Consider the following 17181-nt stretch of genomic DNA (forward strand, 5'->3'; position numbering starts at 1 on the left):
TTCACCACAAGGCCTGATACAATTTTCGGCGCGACTTATATGGTCGTAGCCCCCGAACATCCAATCGTTTCCGAAATCACAACTCCCGAACAAAAACAAAAAGTGGAAGAATATCAAAAAGCCTCTTCCTTAAAAAGTGATTTGGATCGAATGGAATTAACCAAAGAAAAAACCGGGGTTTTTACAGGTACGACAGTTCTCAATCCGGCGGACCCTTCCCGAGAAATTCCAGTTTGGATCAGCGACTACGTATTGTACGGATACGGAACGGGGGCGATCATGGCAGTCCCCGCCCACGACCAAAGAGACTACGAGTTTGCTAAAACGTTCGGATTAGAAATTTTTCCTGTCATCGAAGGTGAAATCACAGATGTGGCCTTTGATTCTAAAACTTCGATTTGTATCCATTCGTCTTCTTCTGAAGTTTCGATCGACGGCTTAGATTATTCTTCCGCTTCATCCAAAATTATCTCTTGGGCAGAATCCAAAAAAATCGGAAAGAAAAAAACTCAGTTCAAACTTAGAGACTGGCTCTTTGCAAGACAAAGATATTGGGGAGAACCAATCCCCTTAGTTCACTATCCGTCAGGAATCACAAAATCGATTCCTGAATCCGAACTTCCATTAGAACTTCCTAATTTAGAAGAGTTCAAACCTTCCGGCACAGGAGAATCTCCTCTTGCATTAGCAAAAGAATGGTTGCAGTACAAAGATCCGTCAACGGGAGAAATCGGAACCAGAGAAACAAACACCATGCCTCAGTGGGCCGGTTCCTGTTGGTATTACCTACGTTATATCGATCCGAAAAACGGAAAGTTCTTTTGTGATCCAGAATTGGAAAAGAAATGGATGCCCGTCGATCTTTACGTAGGTGGTTCCGAACACGCGGTATTACATCTTCTTTATTCAAGATTCTGGCATAAATTTTTATACGATATCGGAGTGGTCTCCACTCAGGAACCATTCGCCAAACTGATTCATCAGGGTTTGATTCTCGGAGAGGATAAACGCAAGATGTCCAAATCTCTCGGAAACGTGGTCAACCCGGACGATGTCATCCGAGAATACGGAGCAGACAGTCTCAGACTTTTTGAAATGTTTATGGGTCCGCTCGAAATGGTAAAACCTTGGAGCACGAGAGGCGTGGAAGGTGTATTCCGTTTTTTGAATAGAGTCTGGAGACTTTTTCATACGGGAGAAGGAGAATCATTTCGTTTGGATGAAATCGAACCGACTACTGAAGAACTCAAAATTCTCCACAAGACGATTCAAAAAGTTGGAGAAGACATTCCGAACTTTTCCTTCAACACCGCAATTTCACAATTGATGATTTTTGTGAACGAGTTCACTCCTTCGGACAGAAGACCGAAAGAAATTTTAGAGACCTTTATCCTCCTTTTAGCTCCGTTCGCCCCGCACATAGCGGAAGAACTCTGGAAACGTTCCGGCAGAAACAAATCTCTTTCCACCGAAAAATTTCCGGAAGCCGATCCGCAATATCTCATCGAATCGGAAATTTTAATCGTAGTTCAAGTCAACGGCAAGCTAAGGGACGAGTTCAAAGCCCCGAAGGACGTTTCCGAAACGGATGCGATTTCTATAGCTAAAAACCTAGATAAAATCAAAGGGATTTTAGACGGTAAAACGATCCGGAAAGAAATCTACATTCCGGGAAAATTAATCAACTTAGTGATCGGTTGAATAGTAACGATAAATGTATAAGAATTTCAAACTAATGTTCAGATTTCTGAATTTTCGTTATAATAAGCATTGCTCTTACTTATATAGTCGTCAGAATTCGCAATAACGTGAGTTTCGGTATAATAAATTCAAAAGCTCAGATTTCCATCTTTTGAATTCAATACAAAAGAGGTTCTAATGAATTCAGAAAAATTATATGTTTTAAGCTTTGTTAAAGATGGCCGGCCCTGCAAAGGTGCCGTTAACTCTAAAAGTGAAGTCATAATCCCGCCAAATTTTAAACAAATCGATTATAAAAGCGATCAAACAGAACTTATCCCTGCGGGAATTTTAAAACCTAACGCTGAGCATGCTTTGGACCTACATTGGGGTTATATCGACCAAGTCGGAGAATGGACAATCAAACCGCAGTATCAGGTGTTATTAGCGCCAAACAACAATTCTATCATTACAAAACTCAAGGGAGAATGGTGTAAATTGAATATGCAAGGCGAAGTGATTGAGAAAATTCCTGTAACTAAAAAAGTTGAAGGAATAACTCCATTCGACGAAAACGACGTTGCTGTGGCTTTTTGTGGAGATTATGCTCAACTTTTAAATCGGCAATACGAGGTAATTTTTGATAGCAAAAAATATAAAGTAGAATGAATCATGGTAGCTTAAAGAAGCTGCACTCAATATTCATTTAATATTTATAATATACTATTTGTAAAGCTTTCCAAAACTAATCTCGCTCTTCAAGCCGCAATATTTGTTTCGGTTATTCTGACATAGAATTTACGACAAATCGCGTTTGTATTTTTCCATTTGACGAAAACGGAATTAATTGCGGCGTCAGTAAACGAATAGAATGTGCTTAATTCAGCTTTGTTATATATCTAAATTGCTGAAAGCAGCAATTTAGATTTCGTAGAGAAGTTGCATTCCTAAATTAATTCAAAAAATTATTTCAGAATCAAAAAAACGAGCAATCCGACAGCGATCACCACACCCGCGATAATAATGATCCCCAAAGAACCGGCTCCGGAGGAAGATTCCACTCTAGCCGAGGAAGCCGAGCTTGAAGTTTTGCTTTTTACTTTTGCAAGTCGAACAGGACGCTCTTCGAACGCCTGTAACAGGACGCCGGAAGGTCCTTTTGCAAAAATATGATATTCTCCCTTTCCGGTAGCAATCCCGATAAATTCCCCGACTACGTTTTTTACATTTCCATCTTCGTCAATACCACCCAGGGTTCTTGCCATGGCTTTTTCGTCCATAGTTCCGGTCGGTAATTGAAAGTAAAGTTTGTCCCCTTCCGTTAATTCATCGAAATCCACTCCACCAACCGGAGCAAGGACCGTTTTGGAAAGGATGACTCTTCCGAAAGGTTTACGAAATTGTTCGATCTGTCTTTGTACCGGAGTTTTTTCTTGGCTTTCAGGAACTTGGCCGATGGAAAGTTCCTCTACAGGCCGACTGACCGAAGGAAGAATTCCGGCGAATACGTTCTTTACTCTAAATTTCAAACTGGACAAATCTTCCACGTCGGCCTGAATCCGAACAATATTCACTTTTAATGATGTTTTAATTTGATTCTCTAAGATATTCACTAAACTGGAGGCGTCGTTTTTTTCCCAATTCGCATAAGAAGATTCTAATACCGCTTTAGTCAGTTTGGAATACACGATTCTTCCGATACTGTCGGAAAGTCCGGGATCAAAGGGTTCCGATTTTGCGGCCTCGACCATATCCAACGCAAACGCCGCAGAATCTTCGAAACTTCGGATCTTACGGATCAACGAAGAGTTGGAAAACAGGGAAAAAATTTCGATAACTTCACTCCTATATTTGCTGACCAACGCGACCACCGCACCACTTCTGTTTTCGATATCGATCCTAATTTTCAAAAGAAAAGCGTCCCTGATTTTTCCTTGAATCAATTCTACTGCTTGCTCTTCCGTCAGTACAGACTCAAGCGCGAGATTCATAAGATTCGCTTGTTCCTGTAATTTATTGACTTGATTGCTCGGTTCCATTCATCCTCATTTTATATGTCAGAAGCGACGTTTTGTTCTCTGGCAAACTTCAGCCTTTTAGGAATATAATCCTCTTTGAGCGGAATTTCAACTCTTGCAACAGTTTGTGAAACCCCTTTCTTACTGTAAATCGTAAACAAATGCCTGTCAAATCCACTCTGTGCAACTAGAATTTCCACCATCGTAATCCCAAGCCCCGCTCCTTCCGTGGAATCTCCAAACTTCATAAAAAACTCGAAAAGATTGTCAAAGTCTCTCGAAATTCGGAATTTCTCTCGTACTCTTTTCTCCTCTTGATCCGTGAGTCGAAAATTATTGAAAACCTTCAAAATGACCCTATGCTCATTGTAATGAAAAGTAATTTTAATCTCAAGCCCCTGTTCCTTCATTTTTTCCCTATAAAACGGAAATTTTTTGTCGCTTAAACTATTATGAAAGGACTCCATTCCTTGAGCGTAATCTTCCGGAGATTCTATATCCAATTTTGATTCTTTAAATAAAATTCGTTTGATCGCCGCTTTCGTTGCATTGACGATCAATTCCTTGGAAGAAGTATAAAGAAGTTCGGCAAGGTCGAGACGATTGTATCGAGCAAGTATTCTCTGGATTATATATTTCAACTTTTTCTCACCATTTAGAGTGAGAACATACGTAATTAGGGAAATAGGGATTTCTTTTGAAATTGCAGAATCGACTTTCATTTGGAAGTCGGTTGAAACATCGTCAAAATCCTCCATGAATTAAAAATTTGACGAAAAACTTCCTATTTTTGGTAAAAAAAAGAATTTTAAAATAGCTTTAAAAAATATCCGCATTTATGCAAAGACTTATTCCGAGGACAACAATTTCCGGATTAAATCAATAACTTTTGTCACATTCGGTTCGATTCGATGAATGGAATTCACGATCGTAGAATCTATTCGAGGAATCTTTCCGTCGTGGAACTGAAGTTTAAATTCGGTGAATTTCAATCCGTGAGCGGTCGAAATCACGACCACACTCTCCCCTTTAGCGATCGTCCCTTTTCGGATTAATTTTTCCAAAGTCGCCAAAGCCACTCCCGTATGAGGATCATTGTATAAACCGAATAAGTCTGCCTTTGCCGCCGCATTCGCCAATTCCGATTCACTAGCCTGTTCCACGACTCCGTTAAACTTCTTGAGAATTTTAATCGCCTTTTGGATGGAAACCGGATTTCCAATTTGAATCGCGGACGCAAGCGTAGTCTTAGCGACAATCGGTTCGAAACTTTCAAAATTCTTTAAGTAAGAAAGGTACAACGGATTCGCATGTTCTGCTTGGGCTAAAACGATCCTAGGAAGTTTATCGACAAGTCCCAAAGAAAACATCATCTCAAATCCCGCTCCAAGCGCGGATACGTTCCCAAGATTGCCTCCCGGAATCACGACCCAATCTGGAACTTTCCATTCCAATTGCTGCGCAATTTCAACGGAAATCGTTTTTTGTCCTTCGATTCGTAAAGAATTCATCGAGTTTGCAAGATAAATTCCCGCTTCCCTTGTCACTTCTTTGACGATCTGCATACATCCGTCAAAATCCGTGTCGAGTGCAATTACCTTGGCTCCGTTCGATACCGGCTGGATCAATTGCGCTTGAGATACCTTTCCTGCAGGTAAAAATATAATCGCGGGTATTCCCGCCTTCGCCGCGTAAGACGCAAGCGCGGCAGAAGTATCTCCGGAACTTGCACAAGCTACCGCGTGAATCGGAACGCCAGATACGATCATATGTTTTACTTGGGATAATAAGACGGTCATTCCGAGATCTTTGAATGAACCCGTGTGTGAGATCCCGCATTGTTTTACGTAAAAACTTCCGAGCCCGAGACTTTCGGTCAATCGATCGGAAGTAAAAAGATGTGTGAGTCCTTCTCCGGAGGTTACGATATTTTTATCTTCGATATGAGGAAGAACCCATTCTCTTTTGTTCCAGATTCCGGAAGAATTTGGAAACTTTACGGAACGAAATCTGGAATCGAATTGATCTTTCCACTCTTGTCCCGACACGGTTCTCAAAGCATCCAAGTCGTGTGACACTTGGAGAAGACTTCCGCATTTTTTACATTCGTAGACGATCTCATCCAGGTCGTATCGAGCTTTGCAAGAGTCGTTAATACATTCAAATTCCGCTTTGTATCGGGTAAGAGTGGAGATCATATTTTAGATAGAATTCAAAATGTCCTTTTTTTTGGTATCAAATTCTTCTTGTGTGATGAGCCCCCCATCGAGAAGTGATTTCAACTTCGCGATCCTTGTCGCCGCGTCATCCCCCGCAGGCTTTGCACCGCCGCCTTGATTTTGTCCCATCATGTTAGCCATCATTCCTGCCATGTTCATTCCCATTCCGAGCCCCATTCCCGCACTCATCCCCTCTCCAGCGGAACCACCCGGATTGCTGGCTGCGGCCTCGCCAATATCCAACATTCTTTTTTGCTGATACATATTTCCCATCGTATCAATTTCAAACTTATCGGTGAGAACTTTCTGGATTTTTTGAAAGTTAGGATCGTTCTGATCGAAATTGATCGACTGAATGAAAAAGTCCACAACCTCAAGTCCGTATTTTTGAAAATCCGGTTGAGTTTTGGTTTTACCGGCGGCGGATGTTTCTTCTAAATGTTGGGAAATCTGAGTGATAGGAACCCCGTTTTTTAATACGACTTCAGAAATAAAATCGCTGAGCCTTGTCACAACCATCGGTTTGAGAAGCTTATCAACCCCGTCGTGATCGAATCGGTGCTGGGTTCCAACTACCGTGTTGACAAAAGACTTGGAGTCGATCACCTTTATATTATAATTTCCGAATGCTCGGAGTCCCAAAGTGATATGATACTTTGGATCTTCGATTTGAATCGGAGCCGGAGTTCCCCAAGTCATGTTGATCACGGACTTGTTTACATAAACGATTTCGGCAGTGAACGGAGTTTGTCCACCAAACGGTAAGTTTACTAATTTTTCCAAAATCGGAATGTTTCCGGTTTTCAAAGTATGCGTCCCGGGACCGAATACGTCCAAGGCCTTTCCTTCCTTAAAAAAAACCGCTTCCTGACTTTCGTTTACTACCAACTGACCGAAATAACTGATATCATTTCTTGGAAATTTCCAGACGATTTCTCCGGGTTGTCCTTCGTATTTGATTACATCAATCAATGCCATGATTTATTCCTTTATCATTAATTAAGAATGTCGTGTGTTAAGAACACGATCCTCTCAACTCTTTTAACAAGATACGACCCATCCGTAAATTTCAGAGTTTCGAAAACAATTCTTTTCTAGACCGAAATGCATTTTCCAATCCATCTAAAGCGGAACGGACGTCACCGATCACATTTCGAACTTCCTGCACCGAAGAATCTGCGGTTATCTTGAGACCCCGGATTTTGGATTCGATTATTTCCACCTCTTTAAATAAGGAAAAGTCGAATTCCGCGAGTTTTTCCAATTCTTCCGCAGTCGCCTTAAAACCCGTTCCGAGTCCGGTCAGCCCATATCCTGCGGAATGAATCGTATTGGTAAGCTTATCGATCAGTAAAACCGCAATTTCACTGCTTCCGATCAGCTCCAATTTTCTTGCGGTTACAAAAGCTTCTTCCAATCTTCGAACCGGTTCTTTAAGAAGAGAAACCTTAGAAGCAAGCTCTTTTCTCAACATAGAATCTGCATTTTGAAATTCGTGATCTTTGAGCGCACTCGAATAAAGAGGAAGTTTTTCCATAAAACTCCGAATCTTTCCTCTTTCTGTTCGATAACGAGAGATCAAAGATTTTACTGGTGTTTGTGAAAGAAATTGACCCAGTATATTTTGGCCTGTGGCCGTTTCCTGCTGCATAACTTCAAGTTTTGCACGATTCTAAGATTGGATCAATGAAAAAACGGATCTTCGAAGAATTCCTCAAAACCCCGCTTTACGTCCGAAGTTTTTAAAATCGTTTATAAAAACGCCTTTCTACTCCCAACCGAAAGCGGATTGACCTAGAAAACAATTTCGAAAAACTGACGATCATCCTTTTCTGTGACAAACCGTATGGGCAACGACCCGATTTAAAGTTCCGTTTTGATTCTTAAAATTTTGGATTTTACAAATCAATGATCTCGAAACTGAAAGCGCTTTTCCTTCGGCTTTTTCAAAACAAATTTTTTTCCGTCGCAGCCGCGTTTTTATTTTCGAGTTTTCTATATTTGACGATTCCTCCGAAATATCTTCTTTCCGCAGATCATTATGAGAAATTCATCTTAGGAAAGTCTATCTATCTAAGCGGCTTTCGATCGTTAGACGTCTTTTATCCAGGATTCGACTTCGACCCGGAACTGAAATTCAGCCTGCTTCAGATGTCAGTCGTAAACGGCCACAAGATCATCGCCTTTCCAATTTCATTAGGAATCCTTTATGCGTTTGTTTTCCCTTTCGGGGGAGTTTACGGAATCTATTTCCTATCCGCGTCCTTGATCGGGCTCGCTTTATTTCTGATCGGAAAAGAATTCGAAATTCCGGCCTGGCAGATCTTTTTATTTTCCCTTTTGTCGCCCGTGGTGATGAACGGTTATCTGTTTATGGACGTCGGAGTCGGATTATTTCTTTTTGTGTCCGGAATCGTTCTCTATCAAAGATCCAAAAAGAATCAATCCTTTCTTTTTGCCGCTTTCGGAGGGATGGCATTGTCCCTCAGTTATTGGTTCCGTCTTGAATATCTGATCTTTATTGGATTTTATTGGGCATGCGAAAGTTTTCTTCTCCTTCCATTTAAGAAGGAGAATGAAGACAAAAAACGATTCTTTTTGACCTCGGCCGTTCTTATAATTTTATTCTTTGGATATTGCGGATTCAATCAATCGTTTTTTCATTCTCCTTTGGGACCGAGATACGATGCAAACTATAACCATTCGGAATTTTCAAATCTATTTAAGAATTTTATAAATCTCTTATTTTACGGAAATCTTAAATTAGGTGTCTTCGGGTATTCTCCCTTTTTATTTGTAGGATTTTTATTTTTTCTTTCTACCCAGACAAGGAACTGGAAAAATATTCCAGAAAAGGAAAAACCGCTTCTGATCTCTTCCATTCTGGGAATTTTCGTGGCCGCAATTGTGGCGCCCAACGACGGTGGAGCGGAATCCGGATCCCGTTATTTAACTCCGGGCCTACCCGGGCTATTCGTTCTTACATCAGGATTTTTTTCGTTTTTACGAACCAAAAATTTTTTTTGGAGAATTCCATTTTACGTTCTTCTTGCGAGCTCAATTCTTCCGACTTGGATATACTACAAAACGACAAAAGGCTTTGCAAAAAATACAAAAAGAATTCAAGAATTCATTCTCAAAGAACCCGAGGAAAATCTTTTAATTTTTCAGAACGGACTTATAGGAGGAATGGCAAGCGAAGGTTTATATTTTCAAGGAAGAGTTTTCCAAGCGACGGGAGTTCCAGAATTAGTTGCGCTTCTCAAAAAATTTTCCACATCCAAAAGTCGAAATCCTGTTTCTTTTGAATACTTCTCGTATTCGAAAGAGTACACAAAAGGAATGAAAGATTTGAAATACGATCCGAATACGAAAGAAGGAATGATCAGTCATCTAAATCGATTCGCTTCCGAGGCGATCTCCGAAATCAAATCCATCGAAATTGTAGACAAAAAAACGTTCGGGAATATAGAAATTCTCTACGGAATATACAGAGAACAATAATATACTTTAAAATTTTATAATTTTCTTGAATACAATTTCTCACGATTGTTTTTTAAGGATATTATAAAAGTTCATCCCTCAAAATCGACATTATTAATCAAAGACCAAATCAAAACAATGACGCAAAAAATCAAAGAACAATGGGCCGTATTGCTTCTACTTTTTATTGTACCGGTTCTTCATATCTGGATTGGAACGGAAAACAGTTACATAGCGGATTCCGCGTTAAAAGCCATGCAAACCGACTCTTTGATCCAAAGCGGTTTTCGAACGGAAGAACTAAGATATCCCGCTCAAGAATTGGACCCTTATCATGAGGCGTTTTTTCTTCCGGGAACCGGATTTGCAAAAGAAATTCGCGGAAAATTTATCGGCCAATATCCAATTGCGTTTTCCTTTGTTTCCTCATTATTTCGATTGGCAGGGATAACTTGGAAATGGATGCCGATGTTATTGTCTTTTTTTACAGTTCTTTCCCTTTATCTTCTTTCAAAAAGGAAGCTCATAAGTCAAAGGACGGTTTTACTCGGTTACGGAGCCACGATTATTTTCGCTTTAAGTTTGGATTTCAGCGAATACTCGATTTACTTTCTTTTCAACTCTCTCGGTTTTTCTTGGTGGCTCCGCCACCGGGAATTAAAAAAGTCCCGGTATCTTTACTTTGCTTTAATCGCCTGTTCGATTCCGATTTGGTTGCGACTGGAATCGTTGCTTTTTTTAGGAAGTTTAGTACTTTCTGAAATTTTAATACTTGGACGAAATACAAGACATTTAATAAAAGAACTGAATCCTTTTGCGGTTTTATTTTCCCTTTCTCCCATGTTTCCATTTTTTCTTTGGAATTTTTGGAATTATGGACACATACTAGGAGTAAGATTTATTTTTAATTACGGGAACGACAATGTCGCATTTTTTGATAGGATTCTTCGGTTTATTTCGATCACCTTCGTAAACTACGTAGACGGAATTCCTAAGTTCGGCTTATTCTTTTGCTCTTCCTTCCTATTACTTCCGGTTCTATATTATGTTTTTTTTAAAAATGAAAGAAACGAAAAAATCAACTTCCTGCTCATGGTCATCGGCTTGAATACGGTTTTAGTTGGAATTCTAGCACCGAACGACGGCATAACGATCACAGGTAGATATCTGATACTCACCATCATTCCTTTGCTAATTCTTTGGGAAAACTGGAAACCGCATGCTTCTAAGATATGGAAAATTCTTTCAGTTACTCTAATTGTTTTTTCCTTTCTAATCTCTGGATTGATTTTAAAAATTCTACAGCATTCGACAAAACAAGAAAGAATCTATAGGGATTTTTACGCTCGGAGCGAAACCTCGCTTTGGATTTTTACGGATCCAATTCTTTGCGGTCAGGCAGGATCAGATCATCTTTCCAAGAAAATTCTATGTTTCAATTCCGAAACGAACCTTGATCGAATATTAAAAAACCTTGAATCGATTCCTTCATTGACTGTCTTTGAAATGAATGAAAAAGAATTCAGAAATCTTGAAAACAAAATACCGATGATTTTGTCATCCGAATCAAGAACGATCCTAAAGGAAAAACTGAATTTAAGATTTCAGAAAGAAAAGAATCCTCCGATTTATAAGGGAGTCGTTGCGACTCGTTACAATAGAAGCTTTTAACCGGAACTTACTACTTGGACGCATGAAAATGATACCAAAAATTAAGGGACGATTTTTGCAAAGAGATAGAAGTCCTCACAAAATTGCACCGAATCCAAAATCGTTGGCTTTTTTGAAGAAGATCTAACATTCTAACTTTTGAAATAATTTTATTACAGTATTCTTTCCATGCGTCCGAGTAATAAAAGTCCATCCCAAAACCTCGGAATGTAGGCACCTAACAATTATAAATCTATCCGAAAGTTCGTAGGGACGTATTTGTGGGAACTCTTGTGTTTTTATTACAGACTTATCGAACGATTGTAACCGATTTTTTTAAGGTTTTGGAATAAACTCTGAATGAAAATCCGCAAAAAAATTTCGAATTTCTCAAAAGATCTGTTTTTCGAATATACCTTCTAATAACTCTGAACAAAATCCCGTCCATAACGTCGGTTCAGGTTGAAAATATATCATAAAAATATAATGCTTTTGGTTTTGACATTTTAATCGTATATCCGTCGAAATAAACTTAAAACACTCAAGTCTACAAGAAAGCTTTATATCCAACCCACGCAAACCGAATCGAAAGTTTCTTGAATTCACCTATATTTTCATCATTCAAAAAACCAATATCTGTAATATTTTTGACTCAGTTATCTTTCTCAAAACTACGACTCCCATTAGAGATACGGACTCTCAATCACATACCAGCGAGAAATTCGTTCCGATCAAACAAGTCTTGATCCGAGTTTTCCAAAAATAACTTTACCGAATTTGTAAACACTCAAAATCTTTTACGTTTAACGTAGATACAATTTTTCTAAGTGTATTTTTCGATTTGCCGTCCTAAAGAAGATTGTGGACAATGTCTTACGTTTTTACGAAAAGTTTCCCAACGAAGGAAAAAATGAGAAAATACTTACGCATTCTTTTTCCTATATTTCTTTCTTTGTTTACGATTCTTTTGATACGGATTTTTTTATTTCAAATTTATTTCATCTCAGGTTATTCTATGACTCCCTCCTATAAGGAAGGAGATTTAATCTTAGTCACAAAATTAGGTTTTCCTGCCCGCATTGGAAATTGGGAAATTTCTTTCGTTGAAAGCGAAGTGAATCGTTTCGACGTTCTCGTTTTAGACGGACTCGGGGAAGAATTGAGTCTAAAAAGAGTCGTAGGACTTCCGGGAGATTATTTCAGTTTTGAAAACGATCGGATCCTAATCAACGATGGTCCCCTTCAAGAAACCTTCTTAAAACCAGGTTTTAAAACAATCGCCCCTTCTCTTTCTATGATTCCGATGACCGCAGTCAAAGGAAACGTTCCAATCGGGGATACGGGTAGAATTCCTCCCGGCTATTTTTTAGTGTTAGGCGATAATCGAGAAAACTCTACAGATTCAAGGAATTACGGCCTGGTTCCGTTTCAAAAATTGAGGGGAAAAGTTTGGTTTTTTCTATAAATTCCCCCAAATCCCACCTTTTCAACCCTCAAGATAAAATGCATATTTTTTAATATTTATATATTATAAAATTTTAATCATTTAAAACATAAATAAAAAGAGCGCCCGAAGAAGCCATTCTCAAAAACACTTGAAAACGAGCGGGGCCAGCGTTTTAAATAAAGATAAAGTATGTTTGAGACAGTTTTTATCAAAAATTCTTTTATAATTTTTCCACCCGTATCTTTGTCCCCAAAAACTTTAAAATGTAGATTTTATTACGAACTTATCCAGTAATTGAAACTGATTTCTTTTAAGGTTTTTAAGACAGGCCCTAAAACTCTAAAATTAATCGGACTCTATCTTCCAAACCGGAGACTCTATCCAAGTATAAGACCTCCACGGAACAAGCGAGAATTAAGCTGTACAAAAGATCCACACAAAGGGAAAGTTTTTCTTCCTTTCTCCCAATACTGTCGCTTCTTTCAAAAGCGGCTTCGAGTAATTTTCTATATTGGTTACCGTATCTTTCTGTGTATTCGTTCTGTAAATTAACGGGAGCCGAATAGATTAGACTGAAAGGCAATCTTGTCTTATCAGGGTAAATCTTTGCGGTCTCAGCAACCGCTTTAAAAATAGAGACCACTTCCACGTGAAGGCCTTGGCCCCGAATAACTCTTCTTCTGATCTCATTGAGAACGAGCAAATGTGTAGCAATCAAGGTCTTTCTAAAAAGATTTTCTTTAGAATGAAAGTGATGATAAATACTCGGTTGTTCTAATCCACATTCTTTACTGATTTCTCTTAGGGAAGTTCCGTGAAAACCTGATCTAGAAAACGCGACCGCCGCTCCCTCTAAAATCCTTTCACGCGAATTCTTGTAGTCTCTATTCAAGGGATATAGAGGACTTCCGTCTTTCCTGAACACTTTTCTAGGCAACCCCGGTTTTATGGATCCCTATCTATGGAACGATCCTAAAACTTCTTTCAAATATTTTAATGTCCTATCACTCAAGTATCAAAATTCTTTTTTGAAAACCTCGAAGTAATTTCTGGTCTCGTTCGGAATGATAGAAGGATAGGGGCCAAATCCAGGATGATTCTGGTTTGGATTATATTGACCCTTGTTATCTTTTCTATTTTTATCGGATTGATAGCTAATCAGAGTGCTAAATAAAAGTTCAAACTTTGCAACACTTAGAGTAGAATCTTCTAATGTGATTTCTACTAAGAAATGATTTCCAGAACTCGTATAATCGAATTCGTAAAAAAAGACAGGATCGGCATATGCAGAAAAAATTGGCGCAATCTTCCTATCTTTTTTATCGCTTCTATAAATTTGAATCAGGAAAGAATGAGCAAAATCATCATGCGCCAAACCAATTCCTAATTTATATTTTTGAACTCCTTCCTCTTGGATAAAAGGAAGATGAATTTTATAAATAACTGAGCTTCCCTTGAAGACGGCTCCGTTGAATTGATGTTTGTTTTCTAAGTTGTATCCGGAGTCTCGCAGAGTTCTACTTACTTCTTCCAAATAAGCCTTGAGCTCTCTTTTTTCCTCAACGGGTTTTCCGGAAAAAGAAGTTCCCGCGGGCGTTTTATTTTGAGGGGCAATGGGCTTAGGAAGGTAAAAAATCGCTAAAAGAAGTATTAAGTAGAAAGATTCGAGTAATTTGGAATTTGATCCGTTCATTTGATTCTCTTCTTATGTATTGTAGTCGAGCATATACTTGATGAAAAGATTTTTTTATTCATTCACCTATCCCTTTTGTTTTTTTACGTTTTGCCGACAAATAAAATAGATATCATTTCGGTAGAATCCCATGAAATTTAAAACTCTTTCCATTTTTGTTCTTTTGAATCTGATTCATTGCGTTTCCAATTCGAAGTACGAGTCTCTCTTAAAGTCTTATGAAGAATCGAAACTTGAAAATCAAAGAATTCTTGGGGAAAAAGCGAATCTTTCTCGTTCTTTGAACGAATTAAAACGAATCCAAGAAGAATCCGAATTAAGAATTCAGGAATACAGAGGACTGATAGCTACTTTCCGTTCTCTAATCGATGCGGGAAAACTCAAAATTAAGATCATCGACGGAAGAATGGTTGTGGTTCTTTCCTCAGATATTCTCTTTTCGGTGGGTTCTGCATTTCTATCGTCCGCCGGAATCGCATCGATTCGGGAAGTGACCACCTTGCTTGCCTCTTTGGAAGGAAAACGTTTTCAAATTGAAGGACATACGGACGATACTCCAACAGGCATCAAAGGCTACACGAATTGGGAATTGGCTTCCTCAAGAGCTCTTAATGTTCTTCATACAATGATTAAGGCCGGAATGCCCGAAGAGAGAATCAGTGCCGCGAGCATGGGAGCTTCCAGACCAGCTCTTCCGAATACTTCCCCCGAAAATCGATCTGCAAATCGAAGGATAGAAATCGTAATCGTTCCTGATTTAACCAATCTTCCCGGAATGGAAGAGCTGAAAAAGTATTCGAATTGATTTTTTCAAGAATATTATAAAAATTGAATTTTAAACGAAGGTATAGGCCCAGTAAATCAATAAAAGCTGCAATGGAAGTCTTAAAAGTAAAACCCACTTGGGAGGATCAGTTTTTTTCCTAGATTGATAATGGTATAAATTTGCAGGAAATACTGCGATCAGAAGAAGGATCACTCCCCAAGCACCAAGTTGTCTCGTATCTGGAAAAAATAGCATGACTCCGAATCCGATTTCAATCACACCACTCAAATAAACGACTAATTTAGGATAAGGAATATAAGGTGGCATGATTCTCAGATAAAATCTCGGCCATACAAAATGAAGTATTCCCGCAATAACATAAAGAGCCGCCATCGTATAAAGGCTGATGATTTTCAAATCTGGCATAAATTTTTCCTTTTCAAAAATAAATCCAAGTCAAAATAGAATCTCGTTTAATAAATCAAAATATTCTTTTTTCTCTTTTTCGAAATCGATTCCTTTGTTTTTGAGCTTTAATCTGAAGTCCTGATATCCGAAGAGAACTAATTTGTCCCCGACGTAATTCTTCCTTTCTGAAAACGTCCCTCTTATTTAGGAAACGATTCAAAATTAAATTCATAGGCACCTCTTGCTTGGAATTTATCGGCTATCATAGGAAAACTTGGTAAAGTACAAGAAAAAAAGCGTCTTTTCGGAAATTTTATTACGTTTTACCCAACTAATCTTTCAAAATAAACTACATACGTTCGATCTAAAGAAACTTATCTCATTAAAGTTAATTTTTCCGGAAAAGAATAAAATGTGGGAGTTCTCACACTGTTTTAGATCTATTGCGAATTTTAAAAATGTAAGAACTATTACTTTTAGAAAATTTTCTTATACCGAACTCTCATTAAATTTAGAATTTTACAACAAAACAAATTTTATGAGAAACATCCGATAAAAAACTCAAATCGATTTTCTTCGTATAAATCCTTAAGAACCTGACTTTGTTTTTTTCGAAAAAGATTTGAAACTTCTTCCAAAAAAAGTTCCTCGATTTTTGAAAGCGTATGGGAAGTTTCTTTCCGTTTCAAAACGCCTCAGGTAAAAAATCTAGATGAACCTTATATCAACCCCGGTCCGGGAAAACGAATGATGAGACGAATCAACGTTCAAATGAACTCTGTAAGCAGAACTCTTTTGGGAACTTTCGCTATAGGCTCACAGCGCGTCTCGCGTTACCTTTTCAATTATCTTCTTTTTATACTACCCGAGATTGATTTCCTTCCTAAAAATAAAACAAAGTTTGTGGATAGATTTTTAATTCTTCTTTTTTCTGGTCGAGTTTGTGGAGGAATTCTTTTCTTTTAAAATTTCCTCCCATTTCTCTTTCAACCAAACTCCGGATTCCTTAGTCTTACCATCCGCAAATTTTACGAGATACGGTTTTCCGGATACACTGGATTTGGAACCAATATAATCTATAAACTCCGGGATAGTTTGAATTCTTCCTTCCACCACTTTCAGCTTTTTTTCCATGTGTGCTCTGGCTTCCTTTGGACCATGTTCGACACCGTTTCGGATGAATTTACATTCACAGGATTCGAATACAGCCATAAGAGAGTTTAAATCATTTCTAAAATCGGAACTTTCTTCCGCAGAAATTGAAATAAAAAAGAGAACAACGAATACACACGTTAGTTTCTTTATCATTGATGATATTCCTTTAAATTATTCGAATAGATTCTTCATTCCCTAAAAAAAGATAGCATAAATTATGCCCTTCTCTTTTTTCTAGATTCATTTTTCATTCCGATTCAAACAAATGCATAAATTATAAAACAATCGTCTGCATGTGTGCCCATTTTTTAAATACTCATTTTTAAATTTAAATTTCCGCAAAAAAACCGTTTTAAATATTATAAAAAACAACATCATACGCACTTTAGAGTTTGTCCCAAAATTTCAAAATATAGGAACTCCCACGAGAATGTTCTGACAATAAAATTTGTCTGAAAGTCCATAAAAGGGGTGTAATTTATGGGAACCCCTGTATTTTATTACGAACTTACTGAATGAGCGTAAGTTAATTTTCCTTTAAGGTTTTAAGGCGACCTATTTTCATCTCAATCGACAAAAGTCGTTTTTCTCTGTTATTCGGAATAAATCACGAGTGAAAAAGATCAACGGCCTCAAAACGGGAAAATGCAGTGTAAAAACAA

At 38.2% G+C, this 17181-nt stretch carries 15 protein-coding genes and 1 pseudogene (1 of these 16 cut by a window edge); 7 read left to right on the forward strand and 9 right to left on the reverse strand.

The window, feature by feature from the left end; translation table 11 throughout:
- On the forward strand, positions 1-1701 hold the 3' portion of the coding sequence (gene leuS, locus LEP1GSC190_RS14610; RefSeq protein ID WP_002748599.1) for a leucine--tRNA ligase. 891 nt of this gene lie to the left of the window's left edge; 1701 of the gene's 2592 nt are visible here — the last part of the coding sequence; its start codon lies off the left edge, out of view; the stop codon is at positions 1699-1701.
- A 177-nt stretch (positions 1702-1878) separates the two neighbouring features.
- Positions 1879-2349, forward strand: a complete 471-nt coding sequence (locus tag LEP1GSC190_RS14615) for a WG repeat-containing protein (protein ID WP_002748311.1) — start codon at positions 1879-1881, stop codon at positions 2347-2349.
- 296 nt (positions 2350-2645) lie between these two features.
- Here the strand turns inward: LEP1GSC190_RS14615 and LEP1GSC190_RS14620 are convergent, their stop codons facing one another.
- The 5 genes from LEP1GSC190_RS14620 to LEP1GSC190_RS14640 form a co-directional block, all read right to left on the reverse strand.
- Entirely contained in the window at positions 2646-3719 is a 1074-nt protein-coding gene (locus LEP1GSC190_RS14620; protein ID WP_002748506.1) for an LIC10486 family protein, read from the reverse strand.
- An 11-nt stretch (positions 3720-3730) separates the two neighbouring features.
- On the reverse strand, positions 3731-4456 hold the full coding sequence (locus tag LEP1GSC190_RS14625) for a hypothetical protein (RefSeq protein WP_002748309.1): 726 nt from the start codon (positions 4454-4456) through the stop codon (positions 3731-3733).
- 90 nt (positions 4457-4546) lie between these two features.
- Positions 4547-5896 carry a threonine synthase gene (thrC, locus tag LEP1GSC190_RS14630; protein ID WP_002748424.1) on the reverse strand — a complete coding sequence of 450 codons (1350 nt, stop codon included), beginning with the start codon at positions 5894-5896 and terminating at the stop codon, positions 4547-4549.
- 3 nt (positions 5897-5899) lie between these two features.
- Positions 5900-6895: an SPFH domain-containing protein gene (locus LEP1GSC190_RS14635; RefSeq protein ID WP_002748627.1), complete on the reverse strand. Its 996-nt coding sequence runs from the start codon at positions 6893-6895 to the stop codon at positions 5900-5902.
- Positions 6896-6986: 91 nt separating this feature from the next.
- Positions 6987-7568, reverse strand: coding sequence for an LIMLP_15305 family protein (locus tag LEP1GSC190_RS14640; protein WP_002748620.1), 582 nt, complete (start codon positions 7566-7568; stop codon positions 6987-6989).
- A 257-nt stretch (positions 7569-7825) separates the two neighbouring features.
- Here LEP1GSC190_RS14640 and LEP1GSC190_RS14645 point away from each other — a divergent pair, with 257 nt between their 5' ends.
- From LEP1GSC190_RS14645 to lepB, 3 genes are all read left to right on the forward strand, one after another.
- The gene (locus LEP1GSC190_RS14645; protein ID WP_002748463.1) at positions 7826-9421 is read left to right on the forward strand and encodes an LA_3751/LA_3752 family putative glycosyltransferase; all 1596 of its coding nucleotides are present in this window, start codon (positions 7826-7828) and stop codon (positions 9419-9421) included.
- A 117-nt stretch (positions 9422-9538) separates the two neighbouring features.
- Positions 9539-11071, forward strand: coding sequence for an LA_3751/LA_3752 family putative glycosyltransferase (locus tag LEP1GSC190_RS14650; RefSeq protein WP_036034658.1), 1533 nt, complete (start codon positions 9539-9541; stop codon positions 11069-11071).
- An 847-nt stretch (positions 11072-11918) separates the two neighbouring features.
- Positions 11919-12515, forward strand: a complete 597-nt coding sequence (gene lepB / locus LEP1GSC190_RS14655; RefSeq protein ID WP_002748387.1) for a signal peptidase I — start codon at positions 11919-11921, stop codon at positions 12513-12515.
- A 313-nt stretch (positions 12516-12828) separates the two neighbouring features.
- Here lepB and LEP1GSC190_RS14660 read toward each other — a convergent pair whose 3' ends face one another.
- Positions 12829-13422 carry a TetR/AcrR family transcriptional regulator gene (locus tag LEP1GSC190_RS14660; protein ID WP_036034723.1) on the reverse strand — a complete coding sequence of 198 codons (594 nt, stop codon included), beginning with the start codon at positions 13420-13422 and terminating at the stop codon, positions 12829-12831.
- A gap of 90 nt (positions 13423-13512) precedes the next feature.
- Positions 13513-14190, reverse strand: a complete 678-nt coding sequence (locus LEP1GSC190_RS14665; RefSeq protein WP_002748592.1) for a hypothetical protein — start codon at positions 14188-14190, stop codon at positions 13513-13515.
- 130 nt (positions 14191-14320) lie between these two features.
- On the opposite strand from LEP1GSC190_RS14665, the gene LEP1GSC190_RS14670 reads away from it, so the two are divergent.
- A complete protein-coding gene (locus LEP1GSC190_RS14670; RefSeq protein WP_002748407.1) occupies positions 14321-14995 on the forward strand; it encodes an OmpA/MotB family protein in 675 nt (224 codons plus the stop codon).
- A 30-nt stretch (positions 14996-15025) separates the two neighbouring features.
- On the opposite strand, the gene LEP1GSC190_RS14675 is transcribed toward LEP1GSC190_RS14670, so the two are convergent.
- Positions 15026-15382 carry a DoxX family protein gene (locus tag LEP1GSC190_RS14675; RefSeq protein ID WP_002748327.1) on the reverse strand — a complete coding sequence of 119 codons (357 nt, stop codon included), beginning with the start codon at positions 15380-15382 and terminating at the stop codon, positions 15026-15028.
- Positions 15383-15986: 604 nt separating this feature from the next.
- Here LEP1GSC190_RS14675 and LEP1GSC190_RS20420 point away from each other — a divergent pair.
- Positions 15987-16219: pseudogene (locus LEP1GSC190_RS20420) on the forward strand (DUF1564 family protein); the annotation flags it as partial.
- Positions 16220-16279: 60 nt separating this feature from the next.
- On the opposite strand, the gene LEP1GSC190_RS14685 reads toward LEP1GSC190_RS20420, so the two are convergent.
- A complete protein-coding gene (locus LEP1GSC190_RS14685; protein ID WP_036048372.1) occupies positions 16280-16672 on the reverse strand; it encodes a YfeK family protein in 393 nt (130 codons plus the stop codon).
- Positions 16673-17181: the final 509 nt, after the last annotated feature.

Source organism: Leptospira mayottensis 200901116 (assembly GCF_000306675.2).
GTDB classification, from domain to species: domain Bacteria; phylum Spirochaetota; class Leptospiria; order Leptospirales; family Leptospiraceae; genus Leptospira; species Leptospira mayottensis.

Excerpts from the sequence above, each read along its gene's own strand:
- LEP1GSC190_RS14670 (WP_002748407.1), top strand. The coding sequence starts at position 14,321 with ATGAAATTTAAAACTCTTTCCATTTTTGTTCTTTTGAATCTGATTCAT.
- lepB (WP_002748387.1), top strand. The coding sequence starts at position 11,919 with ATGTCTTACGTTTTTACGAAAAGTTTCCCAACGAAGGAAAAAATGAGA.
- LEP1GSC190_RS14615 (WP_002748311.1), top strand. The coding sequence starts at position 1,879 with ATGAATTCAGAAAAATTATATGTTTTAAGCTTTGTTAAAGATGGCCGG.
- LEP1GSC190_RS14650 (WP_036034658.1), top strand. The coding sequence starts at position 9,539 with ATGACGCAAAAAATCAAAGAACAATGGGCCGTATTGCTTCTACTTTTT.
- LEP1GSC190_RS14635 (WP_002748627.1), bottom strand. The coding sequence starts at position 6,895 with ATGGCATTGATTGATGTAATCAAATACGAAGGACAACCCGGAGAAATC.
- LEP1GSC190_RS14665 (WP_002748592.1), bottom strand. The coding sequence starts at position 14,190 with ATGAACGGATCAAATTCCAAATTACTCGAATCTTTCTACTTAATACTT.
- LEP1GSC190_RS14625 (WP_002748309.1), bottom strand. The coding sequence starts at position 4,456 with ATGGAGGATTTTGACGATGTTTCAACCGACTTCCAAATGAAAGTCGAT.
- LEP1GSC190_RS14645 (WP_002748463.1), top strand. The coding sequence starts at position 7,826 with ATGATCTCGAAACTGAAAGCGCTTTTCCTTCGGCTTTTTCAAAACAAA.
- thrC (WP_002748424.1), bottom strand. The coding sequence starts at position 5,896 with ATGATCTCCACTCTTACCCGATACAAAGCGGAATTTGAATGTATTAAC.
- LEP1GSC190_RS14685 (WP_036048372.1), bottom strand. The coding sequence starts at position 16,672 with ATGATAAAGAAACTAACGTGTGTATTCGTTGTTCTCTTTTTTATTTCA.
- LEP1GSC190_RS14640 (WP_002748620.1), bottom strand. The coding sequence starts at position 7,568 with ATGCAGCAGGAAACGGCCACAGGCCAAAATATACTGGGTCAATTTCTT.
- LEP1GSC190_RS14675 (WP_002748327.1), bottom strand. The coding sequence starts at position 15,382 with ATGCCAGATTTGAAAATCATCAGCCTTTATACGATGGCGGCTCTTTAT.
- LEP1GSC190_RS14620 (WP_002748506.1), bottom strand. The coding sequence starts at position 3,719 with ATGGAACCGAGCAATCAAGTCAATAAATTACAGGAACAAGCGAATCTT.